This is a genomic window from Pseudomonas quasicaspiana (genome assembly GCF_021147825.1).
Taxonomy (GTDB): domain Bacteria; phylum Pseudomonadota; class Gammaproteobacteria; order Pseudomonadales; family Pseudomonadaceae; genus Aquipseudomonas; species Aquipseudomonas quasicaspiana.
Genome location: NZ_JAGTPI010000036.1, coordinates 1 through 16781, shown reverse-complemented (window position 1 = coordinate 16781; position 16781 = coordinate 1). Strand labels below are relative to the sequence as shown.

At 55.5% G+C, this 16781-nt stretch carries 17 protein-coding genes and 1 pseudogene; 9 read left to right on the top strand and 9 right to left on the bottom strand.

Going from position 1 to position 16781, the window contains the following annotated elements; translation table 11 throughout:
* The first annotated feature begins 20 nt into the window (after positions 1 to 20).
* Positions 21 to 929, top strand: a complete 909-nt coding sequence (locus KDX30_RS19225; RefSeq protein ID WP_231677217.1) for a hypothetical protein — start codon at positions 21 to 23, stop codon at positions 927 to 929.
* Here KDX30_RS19225 and KDX30_RS19220 read toward each other — a convergent pair.
* Positions 917 to 2032: a hypothetical protein gene (locus tag KDX30_RS19220; protein ID WP_231677216.1), complete on the bottom strand. Its 1116-nt coding sequence runs from the start codon at positions 2030 to 2032 to the stop codon at positions 917 to 919. The two genes, KDX30_RS19225 and KDX30_RS19220, sit on opposite strands and share 13 nt — an antisense overlap.
* The gene (locus KDX30_RS19215; RefSeq protein ID WP_164706152.1) at positions 2026 to 2691 is read right to left on the bottom strand and encodes a hypothetical protein; all 666 of its coding nucleotides are present in this window, start codon (positions 2689 to 2691) and stop codon (positions 2026 to 2028) included. Before KDX30_RS19215 ends, KDX30_RS19220 begins: the two co-directional genes overlap by 7 nt.
* Positions 2692 to 2943: 252 nt before the next feature.
* Here KDX30_RS19215 and KDX30_RS19210 point away from each other — a divergent pair, with 252 nt between their 5' ends.
* Positions 2944 to 4392, top strand: coding sequence for a fatty acid desaturase (locus KDX30_RS19210; RefSeq protein WP_231677215.1), 1449 nt, complete (start codon positions 2944 to 2946; stop codon positions 4390 to 4392).
* Positions 4393 to 4520: 128 nt separating this feature from the next.
* Here KDX30_RS19210 and KDX30_RS19205 read toward each other — a convergent pair whose 3' ends face one another.
* Entirely contained in the window at positions 4521 to 5468 is a 948-nt protein-coding gene (locus KDX30_RS19205) for an AraC family transcriptional regulator (RefSeq protein ID WP_231677214.1), read from the bottom strand.
* 232 nt (positions 5469 to 5700) lie between these two features.
* Here KDX30_RS19205 and KDX30_RS19200 point away from each other — a divergent pair, with 232 nt between their 5' ends.
* The 3 genes from KDX30_RS19200 to KDX30_RS19190 all read left to right on the top strand — a co-directional run bounded on the left by KDX30_RS19200 (position 5701) and on the right by KDX30_RS19190 (position 8550).
* Positions 5701 to 6723 carry an alpha/beta hydrolase gene (locus KDX30_RS19200; protein ID WP_231677213.1) on the top strand — a complete coding sequence of 341 codons (1023 nt, stop codon included), beginning with the start codon at positions 5701 to 5703 and terminating at the stop codon, positions 6721 to 6723.
* 91 nt (positions 6724 to 6814) lie between these two features.
* Positions 6815 to 8026, top strand: coding sequence for an MFS transporter (locus KDX30_RS19195; protein WP_231677212.1), 1212 nt, complete (start codon positions 6815 to 6817; stop codon positions 8024 to 8026).
* A gap of 47 nt (positions 8027 to 8073) precedes the next feature.
* Positions 8074 to 8550: a cyclophilin-like fold protein gene (locus KDX30_RS19190; RefSeq protein ID WP_231677211.1), complete on the top strand. Its 477-nt coding sequence runs from the start codon at positions 8074 to 8076 to the stop codon at positions 8548 to 8550.
* Between the two features lie 16 nt (positions 8551 to 8566).
* On the opposite strand, the gene KDX30_RS19185 is transcribed toward KDX30_RS19190, so the two are convergent.
* Both KDX30_RS19185 and KDX30_RS19180 read right to left on the bottom strand, forming a co-directional pair.
* Positions 8567 to 9067: a DUF3916 domain-containing protein gene (locus KDX30_RS19185; protein WP_122706253.1), complete on the bottom strand. Its 501-nt coding sequence runs from the start codon at positions 9065 to 9067 to the stop codon at positions 8567 to 8569.
* A 42-nt stretch (positions 9068 to 9109) separates the two neighbouring features.
* Positions 9110 to 9610: a GNAT family N-acetyltransferase gene (locus KDX30_RS19180; RefSeq protein ID WP_231677210.1), complete on the bottom strand. Its 501-nt coding sequence runs from the start codon at positions 9608 to 9610 to the stop codon at positions 9110 to 9112.
* A 175-nt stretch (positions 9611 to 9785) separates the two neighbouring features.
* Between KDX30_RS19180 and KDX30_RS19175 the strand changes: the two genes are divergently transcribed.
* Together KDX30_RS19175 and KDX30_RS19170 are read left to right on the top strand one after the other, a co-directional pair.
* A complete protein-coding gene (locus tag KDX30_RS19175; RefSeq protein ID WP_231666636.1) occupies positions 9786 to 10208 on the top strand; it encodes a hypothetical protein in 423 nt (140 codons plus the stop codon).
* A gap of 162 nt (positions 10209 to 10370) precedes the next feature.
* On the top strand, positions 10371 to 11204 hold the full coding sequence (locus tag KDX30_RS19170) for a hypothetical protein (RefSeq protein ID WP_231677209.1): 834 nt from the start codon (positions 10371 to 10373) through the stop codon (positions 11202 to 11204).
* Positions 11205 to 11512: 308 nt separating this feature from the next.
* Here KDX30_RS19170 and KDX30_RS19165 read toward each other — a convergent pair whose 3' ends face one another.
* Entirely contained in the window at positions 11513 to 11935 is a 423-nt protein-coding gene (locus KDX30_RS19165) for a hypothetical protein (RefSeq protein WP_122395820.1), read from the bottom strand.
* 149 nt (positions 11936 to 12084) lie between these two features.
* Between KDX30_RS19165 and KDX30_RS19160 the strand changes: the two genes are divergently transcribed.
* Positions 12085 to 12399: a hypothetical protein gene (locus KDX30_RS19160; protein ID WP_122395819.1), complete on the top strand. Its 315-nt coding sequence runs from the start codon at positions 12085 to 12087 to the stop codon at positions 12397 to 12399.
* A gap of 243 nt (positions 12400 to 12642) precedes the next feature.
* Here KDX30_RS19160 and KDX30_RS19155 read toward each other — a convergent pair whose 3' ends face one another.
* The 3 genes and pseudogenes from KDX30_RS19155 to KDX30_RS19145 all read right to left on the bottom strand — a co-directional run.
* Positions 12643 to 13311 (bottom strand): hypothetical protein, encoded by a 669-nt coding sequence (locus tag KDX30_RS19155; protein WP_122395818.1) that lies wholly within the window; start codon positions 13309 to 13311, stop codon positions 12643 to 12645.
* Between the two features lie 489 nt (positions 13312 to 13800).
* Positions 13801 to 14319 carry an isochorismatase family protein gene (locus tag KDX30_RS19150; protein ID WP_122395817.1) on the bottom strand — a complete coding sequence of 173 codons (519 nt, stop codon included), beginning with the start codon at positions 14317 to 14319 and terminating at the stop codon, positions 13801 to 13803.
* A gap of 273 nt (positions 14320 to 14592) precedes the next feature.
* A pseudogene (locus tag KDX30_RS19145) lies at positions 14593 to 14745 on the bottom strand (transposase domain-containing protein); the annotation flags it as partial.
* 1390 nt (positions 14746 to 16135) lie between these two features.
* Between KDX30_RS19145 and KDX30_RS19140 the strand changes: the two are divergent.
* A complete protein-coding gene (locus KDX30_RS19140) occupies positions 16136 to 16531 on the top strand; it encodes a GFA family protein (RefSeq protein ID WP_122395815.1) in 396 nt (131 codons plus the stop codon).
* The last annotated feature ends 250 nt before the right edge of the window (positions 16532 to 16781 follow it).

Below are 16781 nucleotides of genomic sequence, written 5' to 3'. Positions count from 1 at the left end.
AGGGTTCAGGGCCAATCCGCATGACTAAGATCTGGACACCCGAGGGCTTTGACGACTGGCAAAGCCATTTCCCGGCTACAGACTTCGTGCGCCCGCCTGCAGCACTGGACTGGACCGAACTGTTCCTCAAAAGCTGGCGAACGCCCCCGTCCACCCTGCCGAAGGACACACTGGTGGTGCTGGTCGCAGGGCTTTATTCGGAATTCATACTCTATTGCAATCGGGCCTGTGCGCGGTCGCTGAAGTCTGAGGGCTACGAGGTTCTGCGCATGCCGGTGCGGTCTTCGCGCGGGGTCATTGCGCAGGGCGAACACATTGCAACGGTACTCGGCAAACGCCTCAGACCCAGGCAGCGATTTGTGGTGCTGGCACACAGCAAAGGCAGTCTGGATACGCTGGCGACGCTGACCCAGAACCCGGCCTTGCTCGACGCCTGTGACGGCATCGCGCTGGTGCAACCGCCCGTTGGCCCCTCGCCGATCATTGACGACTTGCTGGGCTACAGCACTCGTGACACTGGCCCGGGTTATCGCATGGACAGGTTTCGTCAGGCGATGGTCAACAGCACACTGCTAGCCGAGGGTACACGGGACATCAGCAGCCACCGCGACCCGCAGGTCGCCAACATCCTGTCCGCCCTGCCCGACACGCTGCACTGTGTACATGTTGTCAGTTGGTCTGCGGTGCGGCGCTCACGCTTCGACACACACCATCAACGCCTGAACGCCCTGCGTCCGGGGCATGCGCATGATGGCCAGTTCTATATGGAAGACCTGGCAATACCAGGCCTGCCGCAAATCTGCCTGCCGGATGTGGATCATGGCCAGCCAATACTGGGCGGCGCCGGGTTTGATCCGGCAAGGTTCTGGCGAACGTTGCTGGAAGTCCTGCACCAGACCCTGCCGGTCAGAACCGATCACACCAGATAGATCTCGAACCCCGGAACACCCGTCGCACACGCCTCGGTAAAAACAGAGGTATTGCTGCCGCAGGGAGCCGTGTAGAGGTCCATCGGCAGGGACACACTGCGATAACGGCGCATCGCCGGCCACAGGGGGTCATGGTCGTACAGGCAAAGCTGCATCAATGAATAATCTTTGCGCACCTGCGCCCAGGCAGCATCCAGCAAAGCGGCAAACACGTGGGGATCACGCTGTCGAACCTGTAGATGGGTCAGGTAGATATCTCGCAGGGCGTTACCCGGCGAGGCAATGCCCGGTCGGCCGGCCAGCGGTGCGACCGCGTTGAAGCCCAGGCGCAGCAACTGTTGGGCCACGGGCATTTGCTCGACAACGATCCGTTTTATCTTTCCTGCATCCCATGGCGCAACACAGCCGAGCAGGTTATCGCGCTCGTCGACCGCCAGCAAAAACGAGCCAATGCTGAAGTCAGGCCAATGGCTGAGCCTGCGCTCGAATTCCGCATCGCTGAACACGCAGCCGAACGATTGCCGGGAGGACTCGCTGTCGAGAAACGCTCTCAGTGCATCCAGATGTCGCGGCTCGGCGTGGATCACTCGCATCCCGGCGCACGTGCGAGGTGCGCTACTCAAACCACGCTGGCCATACACCGAAACATTGCTGTAGCCACGCCAGTGGGCCAGTTTCAGAGGGTTGGCACGCCGTCGTCCTAGCAGCGATTGAATGGCCAGCGGGTTATCGCGAATGATGCAGCAGTACGCTTGCTGCACGCCTGTCTGCAGGGACAGATCGGCGAGACGCGTCTGGACTTCTGCCATCCATGAGCGGGACAGCCTGCGGTCAGGCATCAACCGTAAATCACCCAGATAGGCGACCGGTTCAGCGCTGCCCTGCAGGTAACCATCGCGTACCACCAGACTGGCCGAGCCGCGCAGCTCGCCTTCCGGGCTTTGGGCAACCCAGGTCCGGTGATCGGCGGAATGGCAGTGATGCAGGGCAAAGTAATCAGGACTGCGATCAAAGCGCAGCGGCATGCTGCCGCGCATGGCGTGACGCTGTTGAAAGTCCAGAAGCTGCGAGTTGTCCGCCGGACCCGCCTGACGAATCAGCACGTCGAATGCTGCTCGGCCATGATCAGGCGTCGCGCCAGCGGCCTCAGGTTTTCAGGCGTGAAGCGGCACAGGCAAACCAGCTCGTCGCCCTTGGCATAACCAGGATTTTTCTGCAGAAAGTAGGCTACGTCCGGCAACCTCGCATGATTTTCCGACACCTGTGCAAGCTCTTCGGTCAGCCGTCCCTGCGGTGTCTTGAAGGACAGCAGGCCGGTGGCAGGGTCGTAGGCATCGCCAAAACGCGTATACGCAAGGTGATCCATCAAGGCCTGCACATGAGGTTCGGTCAAATGCCCCGCACGAGGGGCGTAATCCAGTACCATCGCCCGCAGATAGCGATAAGTCCGATGCCCTTTGCAGATCAGAAACCAGTACAGGGGCACGTCGGGAGCCTGACGCCACAGATCGCCAATCAGTCGGGACCAGGCGAACGCGAGCTGCTGGCTGCCCCAGTGCTCAGGGGTAATGATGGTGTCGCCGGAAAAAATGAACCTGCCGGGCTGGTTGTCCCAGTGCATTTCAAACAGTTTCAGCGTCGAAAAGCCCATGATCGTGTCGCAGGCGTCACGCAGCACGACGCAGTGGGTTTTGTCGTCAAGGTCCTGCTTGAACCGTAACAGACAGGTATCCTGATAACAGGCGGAATAAATCTCGAACATCCGATCGATATCATTCGGTTGCAGATCGGAGCGCTGTACAGCAGTCGCGCACAAACTCATGGAGGCCTTCGATGTATGGATACACAATGAGCGGATTCTGAATGGCCGGGCAGCTGAGGGCAATGAATCTATCAGCTCAATTCAATGCCACACCGCCTCTGCAATCATCATTGCGCACCCGTCAGCCTGGCTGATTTTCCGCTTGCGCACGTATCAAATGAACCAGGCTTTATCCTGACAGGCTTTGCCCACATGCACCCTTCTCACTCCGCCGCTTCCAGCGTTGATCGCCCTTTCACCTGGCTGATGATGTACATGCTGGTCACCGGCCTGCTGTACTTTCTGGTCACGCATGTGCCGATGGGTTCTGTGCAGCTTGTGCAACCCGGAATTGTCGACGCTCATGTTCCGCTGCTTGCGTTTACGCTGCCTCTGTACCTCAGCTACACCCTGGTCATGCCGGTGCTCGTGTACATGGGACGTCAGTCGACATGGCTGCTGCCGACGTTCTTTGCAGGTGCCCTCGCGGCGGGTTTGTGTCTGGTCTGTCACCTGTTCTGGCCCACCATGATCCTGCGCCCTGAAACCGGCTCTGCCTGGCTCGACTGGCTGTACCGGCTCGATGCTCCACTGGCCGCCTCGCCCAGCGGGCATGTGGCATTGCCTGTAGCAATCAGCGTCGCAATGGCTGGCTTGCGACTGCAAAAAGCCTGGATATTTGCCATCTGGAGTGTGGTGCTGATGCTGACGGTAATGACCACCGGGCAGCATGTGTTTACCGACATGGCCTATGGCGCGGCCATCGGTGTCGCCTGCGGCGTGGCGACGCTGATCTTCAAGCACTATGCGGTGGACATGCGCACCCTGTCGGCGCTGTTGCTCGAGTGGCTGTGCATCCTGGTCACGATCCGCGTCGCGCTTCACCTCGCAGACTGGCGTTTTTACCTGCTGGCCATGCTTATCGTTGCGGCACGCCAGCACGCGCTGTTCGTGCTGTATCACGACGCTACCCACTACAACCTGACCCGGCGACGCAGCACCAACGACTTTCTGACCAACCTGGCGATCGGTGTTCCAGGCCTGGTGCCCATCGAATTCTATCGCCCACTGCACCTTGATCATCATCAGCACGCAGGGACCGAGCAGGACCCGGAGCGCCGCTTTCTCTATTTCCGTCAGCCGTGGCGTTTTCAGCCGTTGAGCGCAAAGCTACTGACGAAACAACTGCTGGGTGACCTGCTGATGGTCAATACGCTGCGCAACATCGCGGCCTACAAGGCTGCCGGTGGCGCGCCGCCCAGGCTCACCCGGCCTTTGCTTGCCGCAGCGCTGGTCTGGCTGATGATTGTGGCCTGCCTTGTCTGGCAATGCTCGATCCAGGAAGTGGGCTTGCTGGCGATGCTGTGGTTCATCCCCCTGATCACCCTCGGTACTCTGCTGCAGAAAATTCGCAGCATTGCCGAGCACAGCGGCGGCCCCGGCGTCACGCCCGGCTGGCAGGAATGGACATACGCCTGGCGCGTGGGCTGGCTGGGGCGGTTCTTCATCTGGCCGTACAACATCAACCTGCATCTGCAGCATCACCGCACAGCGAGCATCCCCTGGCATGCCCTGCCCGGCGCCGTCGGCAAAGACGAGCACCTTCTGCCGTCACGGGCATTGCCGTCGCTGATGTGGTCAGGGCTGCGGCGCAAATCCTGATGCGTATTCGGCATCCGGTTCCTGCTCTATCCAGTCAACCACCTGGCCTTCCAGCAGCTCGGCAATGGCGATGCGGTTCATGGCACATTCCGAGGCTTTGAGGCAGTTATCTGCCAAAAGCAGCCACTTCAAGTACCGCTCTGGCGCCCCTCAACCACCTCACCCTGCCCCCTCAACACCGTGATATCCCGCTTGGGCGGTACGCCGAACAAGCGGCTGTATTCGCGGCTGAACTGGGACGGGCTTTCGTAGCCGACTTTGAATGCCGCTGTAGATACATCCTTGTGTTCGTTAAGCATCAGACGCCTTGCCTCGTTCAACCGGAGCCATTTCTGGTACTGCAAAGGGCTCATTGCGGTGAGCTGGCGGAAGTGATGATGAAAGGTTGCAGCGCTCATTTGCACCTGGGCCGCCAGTTCGTCGACGCGGAGCGCGGAGGTGTAATTCAGTTTCAGCCAGTCGATGGCTTTGGCTATGCGATAGCCCTGGCCATCAACGGCTGTGATCTGTCGCAGCCTGTTCGCCTGGTCGCTCATCAATAGCCGGTAGTGAATTTCGCGCTTGATCAGCGGGGCGAGAATCGCAATGGCGTCGGGCTCCTCAAGCAGCGCCAGCAAGCGCTCGAAGGAGGCCAGCAAGGCATCGGTCACTGTGCCGATGCCGACGCCCCCCACCACGGATTTATCGCGGACCGGCGACAGACCGCCCTGCGCTGCCAGTTCAGCCAGCATGCGAACATCCAGCTTCAAAGTAAGCCCTAGGCAGGGTTGTTCCGGGCTAGCGGCCAGCACTTCGGAATTGGCGGGCAAATTCAGCGAGGTGATCAGGAAACGCGACGGGTCGTACGGATATCCCTCGCCACCGACCCACAGCTGCTTCTCGCCCCGGGCGACAAGAATGATGCTCGGCTCGACCATGCACACCACAGGTGGCGACGGGTGCTCACGACGGAAGAAGCCAAGCCCTTCGATGGGCGTACCGAAATCACCCGGACGGTCGATCCGGTCGCCAATGATCCGCGCCAGCCTTTCCTGTGCCGACGAGTGTTGAGCAGCAGTGTTTTTATTGGTCGCCATATTCGTCTCGCGTCTCTTCACTGAACTCTAACCCGGCGGCATTCAGGCGTCCTGCAAAAAAACAGAGACTCAGAGGATCAGGCAAGTAAGTCAGTGGAATGCACTACAGAGCCTGCCGCCATACCGGGAAAATGATCATCAATGACTTGCAGCACTGAACAACCCTCCTGATTGCTCCGGTATCCAGATTGATAACGCCTGCAATCAACCTCTCATTAAAAAGGAATACCAAGTGAAACGTATCTTGCTTGCGTTCGGGCTGCTTGTTGCCTCGTTTTCCTCAGTAGGAGCCAATATGACTAACGGCGCGGACAACTTCTACAAAAGTGAAAAAGTGACCACCGAAAAGGTCACGTTCAAGAATCAGTACGGCATGAAAGTGGCAGGTAATCTATTCATGCCCAAAGGCCTGAATGCTAAAGCCAAACACGCCGCAATCATCGTTGGCCACCCCATGGGCGCGGTGAAAGAACAGAGTGCAAACCTGTATGCCACCAAGATGGCGGAACAAGGCTTCGTCACGTTGTCGCTGGACCTGTCGTTCTGGGGCGAGAGTGAAGGCATGCCGCGCAACGCCGTTGCACCCGAGATCTACGCGGAAGACTTCAGCGCTGCCGTGGACTTCCTGTCCACTCAGCCGATTGTTGATCGTGAGCGAATCGGCGTTATAGGTATCTGCGGCAGTGGCAGCTTTGTTATCAGTGCGGCCAAGATCGACCCGCGAATGAAGGCCATCGCGACCGTCAGCATGTACGACATGGGCGCCGCCAATCGTAACGGCCTCAAGCACGCCGTGACACCGGAACAACGCCAACAGATCATTCGCGAAGCCGCTAATCAACGCGTTGCAGAGTTTCAGGGCGGTCCCGTTCGCTACACCGGCGGCACCCCGCTCACGCTGACCGGCAATGCCATCGGCGACGAGTTTTACGACTTCTACCGAACACCGCGCGGCGAGGTCACGCCAGCCGGCGCGTCACCAAAAACCACCACAATGCCAACGCTGACCAGCAACGTGAAGTTCATGAACTTCTACCCGTTCAACGACATCGAGACCATCTCGCCACGCCCAATGCTGTTCATCACAGGCTCCGAGGCGCACTCCCGTGAGTTCAGCGAAGACGCGTTCAAGCGTGCCGGTGAGCCCAAAGAACTGGTCATTATTCCGGGTGCCGGGCACGTTGACCTCTATGACCGGGTCAACCTCATACCGTTCGCCAAGCTGACCACGTTCTTCCAAAGCAACCTGAAGTAACCCGGTGGGTGCCGAGACTGGGCACCCACATCTTTTCGCGGCATCGACTCAGATGCCGCGACGCTTCAAGCACCACAGGACACATCATTCAATGACCAACACCTATCACGCCTCCCGACAGAACAATCAGCATTCATGGGGCGCAGTGCTCGCCATGTCCCTCGCAGCTTTCGCACTGGTCGCGTCGGAGTTCATGCCTGTCAGCCTGCTAACGCCCATCGCTGCCGACCTGAACGTTACCGAGGGGCAAGCCGGGCAAGGGATTTCCGTGTCGGGGCTGTTCGCCCTGTTCACCAGCCTGCTGATCCCGGCAGTCGCAGCGCGGGTTGACCGCAAGTTGCTGCTGCTATCGCTCACGCTGCTGATGATCATCTCCGGCACCGTGGTGGCGTTCGCCCCCAACTACTCAATCTTCATGGCCGGACGCGCACTGATCGGCGTTGCCATTGGAGGTTTCTGGTCACTGTCTGCAGCAACGGCGATGCGGCTGGTATCGGAAGATCAGGTGACACGGGCCATGGCTATCGTCAATGGCGGCAACGCTCTAGCGACCGTTGTTGCGGCACCTTTGGGAAGTTTCCTTGGCGCCTTGATCGGTTGGCGCGGAGCGTTTTTCTGCGTCGTGCCGGTCGCCCTGCTCGCCTCTGCGTGGCTGCTCTTCAGCCTGCCCGCAATGAAAGCAGTCAGCAGTAAAGGCAGCACCAACGTGTTCCAGTTGATGAAGAAGATGCCGGTGGCATTGGGCATGGTGGCGGTCAGCGTGTTTTTCATGGGGCAGTTCATGCTGTTCACTTACCTGCGCCCGTTCCTTGAGACCGTCACGCATGTCAGCGTTTCGATGCTTTCACTGATGCTGCTGATCCTGGGCCTGTCCGGTCTGGCGGGCACATTCCTGATCGAGATCTTTCTCAAAAACGGTCTGCATCGAACACTGGTTGTTATCCCCATGCTGATGGCTGTAATCGCACTGGCATTGGTTTCATTTGGCAGCTCATCGATTGCCACAGCGGTACTGCTGGGCTTCTGGGGACTGGTTGCCACTGCCGCGCCGGTGGGATGGTGGACATGGCTGGCGAAAACCCTGCCTGACGACGCAGAAGCAGGCGGCGGGCTGATGGTTGCGATTGTTCAGTTGGCAATCGCACTGGGCGCGACGGTTGGCGGTTTTGTGTTCGACCTGAGCGGCTACCGGGCCACCTTCGAATTGAGCGCTGCGTTGCTGGTGGTCGCCGCTGTGCTAGCGCTGTTGGCGGCGCGGGCCGCATCCGGTGTATCGCGAACATCCGCTGACACGGTGAGTTGACTCATACGCGCCGGATATCCTGCGCTTCTCTCGACAAGGAGATATTCATGACCCGATTACATCGCTTACGTCAAAGTGCTCTGCGCGTAATGGTTGGCCTGATGGCTCTTGGCGCTCAGGTCATATCGAACGCGGCCGTCGCGGAAACAACCGCGACGTCCACACGAACAAATGAGCAACGCATATCGATGACAGTTGGCGAGCGCCGTTTCACTGTCACTCTCGCTGACAACGAGACCGGCCGGGCATTCGCTGCGAGGTTGCCGCTCACTCTGGACATGCCCGACCTGAACGACAATGAGAAACACGTCACCCTGTCGCAGCAGTTGCCCACCGCACTATTCCGCCCGGGCGTGATCCGTAACGGTGATCTGATGCTGTACGGTTCGAACACGTTGGTGCTTTTTTACCTGACGTTTGATTCGCCCTACTCGTACACCCGGATTGGCCGGGTGGAGGATGCAGACGATCTGGCTCAGGTGCTCGGAAGAAACAGCGCTCGCGTGGTGTTTGCTGCGCAATAGGCGACTGACGATACGATCACGCTGGCTCCCCGATACACCACCACCGAACCTTGACTTCGTCGTCCGGCTGGGTCACGTCATGCCCGTGCTCCACAAAATGCTCGGGCAGATGCAATGCAAGCGTCTGGCTTAACAAATCAGGCTTAAGGGCATTGGTTTGCCCTAAAAAGCTCAGGTAATAATCTCGATCATAAAAAACCGTGACCTCACTCTGGTGGACCCAAGGCCAGACAAAAATGCATGCGACCCGATAGTAACCCTGCGAACGGTCGGCGGCTCTGGACAGATGAGCAGCGGCTTCGAGCAACTGTTGAATACAGAACGCCTGAACTTCGATTCTGGCCCGAGAGCCTTGGACTAACGACATATCGACCGGGATTTTAAAGTTGTTATATTTTTCACCTTTCTCAGAACGAGGGTAATAAATATCACTGAAGCTTGAGGCCCAACGTTCCAATGCACGAAGGCGGCGAGCAACGCCCCTGACTCGCTTGCCGCTGGTACTTATTTTTCTCATGCACAGACCTGCCAAAATCAATTCGCCACGTAGTCGCCCGGACTATCCGACATAAGAAAAAACAACGTACTCAAACCCGTTGAATGAAAAAAGTGCGACTTCTTTCATGCCCATTTTCAAATGGGCACGCAGAGAGGGTTCGTTGTCCCGGCGTATGAACAGAACACCCTCACGCCCCGGCTCAAGGCTTCGCAGATCAGCAAACATCTTCTGCGCCAGCCCTTTGCCACGCTCTTCCACCCCAACGCAGATCGGGCCGTAGACATAGGCGTCGGGCGCGCCGTGATAAGCGGCAAACATGGCTTGCACGATAGGCAGATCCGCGTTCATTGCCCGAGTGGTGGTCATCAGGAAACCAGTGATATGCCCATCGCGCCGCGCAACGATCAGTGGCATCTCGCTCATCATCGCCTCCACTCGCGAGCGAGCCAGGCTTGCAGAAAGTGAACCGCCCTGGGCGATTTGATTGGCAGCCTGGAGCTCTAGAATCCCTTCCAGGTCAGCTTCGTCAGCTCTGCCTATATGGGTTTGATGCTGGGTCATTTGGGTTTTTCCACTATTAGCGTTCATGCGCCGATACTAACCGGCGTGGGGTAATGCACAAGGGTGTCGGTCATTGGTCAGGATGGTTGACAGTATCGGCGAAGAAAGGCTGCTATCGGCCAAGAGCCGCCAGTCTATGTCCCTTGAATAAGCGCTAAACAAGGTAAATTTCGCGATGAAAAGCTGGATAGCTAATACGAAAATTGATGCCCTGTTAGGGGCTAGCTCTCAACAATTTGATGGCGTGAAGGTCAGGCGGACCCTTATAGAATACTGCGACAGGTATCAAAAGATTTATCCTTTTGACATCCTGGAAGAGCCACTTGGTTTTCTGAAAAGCAATGTAAATTCAGATGGTCAATATAAGGAGATGCGAGCACTGCTTAGGGTTGCCGCTGAAGAGTACTGCATTAGTTTAAACGAGATAGCCGATGCTCTTCTTGACCTGATAGACATTCCTATCCTTACTACGGACCAGGCAAAAAAAGTTATCAACCACGTTTTCGAAGCATTTTCCTGCAATGAAAGCCCCGAAGATTTCATACCAAGAGAGGATGCCTATTTATGCGAAAATCTATTTGCGATTACCTCCAGCTAGCAAACGGTTGAAACCTCTAGCCTTGCTCACAATGACTGGCCGCTGTTGGCGGATGGCTGACTGCGGCGAGGCGCTTTATACGCTCTCCCCTCAAGCGGGCGTCGCCCAAACCTCTTGGCTGCGGAGCGAAACAATCGCACCACTGGAAAAAGCGGAGCACACATGGACAAGAAGGCGAAAAACATACTTTTTAAAACATACTGGGGTAGCAATGGCTGGCTTCCTGCCCCGAAGACGGAATCTCAGGATTTCGCCTATGCAAAAGCTCAAGGCTTGATGTTTGAACCCGTGAGCATCGGCCACGACCAGTGTGTGGGCGAGGTATTGGACCTGGTCAAGCGAATCCCCCCAGCGAAGGCCGCACGCGCATTTGTAGCCAGTTTTTCCACAAGAAGACTGGATTGGCGGTCTGGCGTGGCTTCATATCATCTTGCCTGCCAAATGATTCTTCATCCTTACACGCCGGCTGTTAGTGGTCACAGCTACCGTCCAGACGGTACGGTCACCGCAACAAGTTATACGTGCGCTGTTTGTCGCGATGTGGTGCCCGGCCTCACGGTCGGTGACGATCAATACACAGATGTGAACCTCAATGTCCTCAATTTCGAGCGCATAAAATGGGGCGGCGTCCGCCACGGCAAGTTGATCTACACGTGGTTCGATCTCCAGGAACTGTTGCGTGCCGACATCCCCGATCCGAAGGAAGAGGATGTAGCAATTCTCCAGGCAATCCTTGGGATCATCGAACTAAGCCAAGCTGGCGACCACGCCGGCACATTGGAAAAACGGTTGGCAGGCGTGGTGAAGTCTTCAAAGAACGAGCGGCGGGTGATTATCGACGTCCTTGCACACTTGGACGTGCTCAAACCAGCGTCTTTCGAGCGGCCTGTTCACAGCAGAAGCGACTGGTCGGGAGCGGCTGCGTGCTGGCGCGGAGAGGACAGGTTCGATCACGAGGCAGTACGCAAACATTTCGGCAAGTGGCTCCACAGGTGAAGTCAACCATTGTCGATTAATGCCATCGGATACTTTTCAACTTCTTGAATGACATTGCTATTTGGCTGTCTGGCAGACATTTCTGAACAGCCTTTATACGTGTCGGGTCGTAATGGTTCCCCGCGACAAGGTGAGTTCTTTGAAAGTCGGGCGATGAGTCAAGCCTGCCTCGGTCTTCGCTCTGGCCGTTCGTTATCTGCTGAATGAACAAGGAGAGCGTAAGAGTTATGCCGAACCAGCACTCGACCGGGGGGCTGTCCATTTTTTTGGCCGATGGATGTCGGTCGCTAGTGTTCGCTTTCGGTCAGTCAAATTGAGTTGAACAGGCCGAGATATGAAAGGGTTGCAGTGCTCTCCGGCAAGCGTACCAGCGGTTCTACTTGGGTAGAGGTCGAACGATGGTCGCCCCAGATGGCATTAGAGCCCACAATGATAAAATGCGTGAATTCTCGGGCCTTGGAGTCGAGCAGCGCTATTTCGGACTGACTGCGGATTTGCCCTATGACGTCTTCTGGGGTGCCGGCAAGCTCAACGAAATCTGAATCCATATGGAACCCAAGATCTTCCGCTAGTCTCCAGGTCGGATTGCGGTTTTCCCACGAAACGTAATCGGCTTCGCTTGCGCTTTCAGGGGGCTCTGGCTCCCATTGTTCAAACACAAATTTCTGCGCCTCGGCTTCGGTGGCGAAATTGGCACCAAAGAGATGGAAGGGCCAGAAGCCATCTTGCATGACACGACCTCAGTTGTTGGTGAATCGTCAGGATCGTACCTGATTTAAGGTGGATGAGCAGCGTGTCAGGAAACCCTGGCGGGCAAAGATGCTCACAGAAAAGAAATATGTGTTGGTGCCTGTCAGTCGTGGAAAATAAGGAACCTTGAATGTGGCTTAAACCTTTTGCACTTGCAATCATGCTGCCACTGCTTGTGACGGCCTGTTTTGCCAAGCCTTTTCAGCCACCCACCGATGAAGTGGAACTCTGGAAGAAACCTGGCGAGGAAGAGCGGCAGGTGCTCTCCTCGATGTTGGCGTGCGGTTCAACGAATCGCTACGGCATTGACCCCAAGGCCACGCTCGAGCAGAAAGCAGAACGCTTCGAGTGTATGAAGCGCGCAGGCTACACCCGCAGTGACGGCTTCGATCTCTGTGCTTTGGACACCAGGCATGAGCTGAAGGCATGTGCGTCGGCACGTTGAGGCCAAAAGACATCGCCCGTAAAGGAGGGATCGGCATTGGAATCCCTAATGCGAAAGAGATCATCTCCCTCACGTTCAACACCATGTTGGACATAATCCTCCGGGCATCATAATTCTCGACCGCCAGTTCAGCCAAGGGTCTACTGCAGTCGATGCGGCGACAGATGAAGGGGTATCCGTTAAATCGATGCAGAAAACGCAACTGGCCCAATGAACTGAAACGTCGTGAGCCCAGGAAGCTATCTATCTCGGTTGACTCGGTGGTGTTGTCACCGAACAGCCCGTCACTTGCGGGTAAGTCTGGCAAACCAGCATGTTTTTATTTTTGGGCTCGAAGCCGTGATCAATCATGCAGCGTTGGACTTTGGCTGTGCTTCCGATGCTTGCGACATCTAGATTTGACCCCAGTGGTTTTGCATAGCCGCACGCATACATGACCGGCAGGGCTTCACTATCATTGGCTATCTGGACTGAGAAATGGAGTGATGCTCCCGCTTTACGCCATGAGACCTGCATACGTTCATCCCGGCCTGAATTAGGCTTGATTGGGTGAAATGCTTCATCTTCAACAAACGGCAATGCTTCGAGCTGGGACAGACTGAGCGGACGGCCCTGCCTTTCTTCGACGCAGGCTGGCATATTCTTCATTATTTCGCAGTATTCAAAGCCGTCTCTACGAGTAAAACCGAGGCGCTGCATACACTGAAAGTGAATTACCTCTTCGTTTATTGGGAAATGGTTTTGTGGCCCTCCTACAGGGTCTCCACACTCTGCCATTGCCGCTTTGACGCCCTCTACAGAGGTGGAAGCGCGTTTCCATTGGGTGAAAGACGCTGGTGGCGGGCAGCCGGTAAGTAAAAGTACCGATGAAATCAGGACTGGGATCGCAACAATCTGAGATTTGCTGAACAAACTCTATCCTTAATTTATGTCAGACCACGCCCAATGGTGTCCAAATTTTGGGGGCATCAACTGTTATCAATGATCACGCCACATGACTACAGGAGTCTACCCCCAACGTCGACCCTTGGATTTCCAAAGCTCACCATTTATAAGTGTAAGGGGGGCATCTTAACCGGCTGCTTACGGCCAGAAGCAGGTTATCAGAGCAGTAAATTATCAAATTTAAGATTTAACTTCGCTCTGGACAGTGCCACATGCTTCCCGATACCGTAAATTGCACCATCAACATTTGAGACGTAAGCGTTCCGGCAACACATCTTGCCGCCCATCACCAAGTGTTATGGTCTTCGTAGTCTGAAGCACAGCGCATCGGCCAATTCCCCATCAATAAAATCGACCCATAGCGGGCACTTAACGTCTCATTCAGGACGTGCGGGAATGCACGTATGGTGCCTGTGCTTACGGCGTTTACGCGCACTCCCGCACTTTCGGGCTCTGCTAGAAGCTCCACTCCTCAGCCCGAACTAGCTGGCAGAAAGGCCCGTCAAGAGTTGCATTGTGATGGGCAACGATATCCTCAGCTTTCATCAGTGGCGTGTCTGAACAGGTATGGCCTTCGGCGATGAGTACCGCATCGAAGCCAAGATCACGAGCAGCACGGCAGGTGCTGTCGACGCAGTATTGAGTTTTCATCCCAGTGACTACCACACCGGTTGCGCCACAAGAGCGCAAATTGTCAGCCAAGTCGGTCATTTCAAAAGCATTGGGCCGCCGCTTTTCGAACACCACTTCCCCACCCTGTAGCCTCAGTTCCTGTGCAACCATCGTTAGCGGACTGCCTGATTGGATTGGAGATCCAGCGGGCCCGATGTGGCGTGCGAGAAAAATCGGAGCGCCTGCGCTGCGTGCCTTGTCCATCAGGGTATTCAGTGTTTCCAACAACTCTTCGCAGCGCCATAGTTTTTCGGGGCCGTGAACAAGCCCGACTTGGATATCGAGTATCAACAGGGCGTACATGGGTGCATCTCCTTGCGTTGAAGCCAGCGACACAAGGGCGTAAAAAAGGCCCTGTCCATCACTGGCGGGCCTTTGAAGTTCGTCTGCTATTGGCTCACGAAACCTCGCACGCTCCGCTTTCAGCGGTTGTGGTGGTGACGTTCGAGGTGAGGCAATAGGTAGTCATGGATCGACACTATCAATATCGCAGCGAACTGACAAGCCAGGATCCTGGAGTGAGTGCTTTTGGCGGATGGGGTAGTGTGAGTTTACGGAAATCAGGTCTTGTGTAACTCAGGCGGGCTGCCAATTATGCGGCAGTAAGTGGTCTATTTCACTCGCCCGATGCGTCGGAAGGCGCTTGAGAACATTCTTCAGGTAAATATACGGATCATGCCCGTTGAGACGCACCGATTGGATCAAACTCATGATCGCCGCCGCCCGTTCGCTGGGCGGCCAATAAGTGTCTTTAGCTTCACATAGGAACTCCGGCTTAGCAGCGCCAAATCTAGCTCGAAAAAACCGGGAGGGGCCTTCTGAACCAGAAAAATGCTCTAGCAGCATTTCCTCTTCACCGCCGGACGCAAATGTATTTAGCTTGAAAAGCCTTTTATTTTGCGGGTTCCGCATATAAAGAAGCTCCGTCAACAGTGGGCGCTCTTTGAAAACTGGCACTGGCAAAACTCATCGGTCTACCTTGGTAGCGAAAATGCGCCCAATCCAGGACGCCGCGCGCCTTGAACGAAGCTCTTCGACATTCATGAATGTATATTCCTGGTGTTCTCGCGCCTCTTGATCCTTCAGAGTACGTAGGGATGAGATACTGGTGCGATGGTAAAACAGCATAAATAGGGCAATAACTATAAATAGAAAGACGAGCAGCAACGCTGGCGATCTATAAGCGTGGAAAACTGGATAAATCAGTACTCCCAAACCGCCCCCAGCAGCACCGAGTGCCCAACGATTCTCCTGATTTGGCTCAACGACTTTGACGCGCTGCGAGCGTACGACCAGAGAATTCCTAGGACTCCGCCATATACATAATGATGAATAGACAATTGTGCAGAAAACTAGCGGCATAAAACTGATCAGTAACGATATGCCAAGCCCCAACTTAAACTGCTTGTAAGTCGTGACTAACGCCATTAAAAATGCGAATCCAGGGGCAATACCCAAATTGGTAAACAACCTAAGACTGGCATACTTACTAAACCTTTCAGTCCGGTACGCGCAGTCAAAGCACCAGTAGGTTACCCACAACACAAATACAGCGGCGGGAATAGTTAACACACTCGGTACAACACCCGCGGAAAATACGGCTAGCATGGTGAACAAAAACCAAGCTCCCCATATGGTTGCTAAGTATCGATGCGGTTCACTATGGAACATTCTTAGTCTTTTCCCGTCAGTAAATTACCCAAAGACGTGCCACACCGGCTAATCAGTATGCCCGTGAAAGAGCCTATTGAACCCTTGACATCCTGGCCAACCCCGCACTCCACTTATCTCAAGCAAGTGAGGATTAAGGGGCAGCTTTTTTGGAAACATCCGAAAAGCGTCTTTGAAGAATGTTTCCCATTAATGAAAAGATTTCTTTCCACGAATGATCTGACGGACTCCTCGGGTTGAATCGCTGGAATCATACTGGGCGTTCAAACCTAGATCCATCCCCAAACATTGAGAAAAGCTGTCGCTGGCACGTCGCTTTAGGGGAGAAAGCATGCGCGGGACCTGATACCGGAGGCATGCGTTCCGCGTAGCATGCTAGTCACTGCTTGTTGGTTCGATTTACGATGGTGACCATAATCTTCGCACTGTGTCGAAATCGGAGGATGAAATGAAAGGAAGCTGCGCTTGCGGGGCTGTAGGTTATGAGATCGATAGCATTGATACGCCAATTAGCCATTGTCATTGTATTACCTGCCGGAAGACCCATGCTGCTGCTTATGTCTCCACTGCTGGGGTCCTGAGAGAGCATTTTAAATGGACTCAAGGCTTGGACGCATTGAGGGCTTTCGAGTCATCTCCTGGCAAGATCCGGCACTTCTGCTCCCGCTGCGGATCGCATCTTGCAGCTGAGCGTAACGGCTCAACTGCAATGATCGTGCGCGTTGCGACGTTGGACGAGGAGCCTGGCTATAGGCCCGAGTATCACATCTGGACGGAGCAGGACGTAGCTTGGCTGGATGGGGAAGATCTCCCAAGGTATTCACAATGGCAGCCTGATAGATAACAGAAACGTTGCTTGGCCATATCGCCCGTCAGGTGCGTATGCGGACGCCAACGGTCTCGAATGTGCGAGTTCGGAATGCATGTTGGCTGGACGCTTACAGATGATTCTCAGAATTATTCATAGGACGGACCGGCCGCTTTTGGCCGTTTCCGGCCGATTCTGTTGAAAAAGTAGATCTCCTGCCTGGTCTGCGGCAAAATCAGGTCATCGGCCAGCGGGAGGATTCGCAGCATGATGGGACAATTGTCGA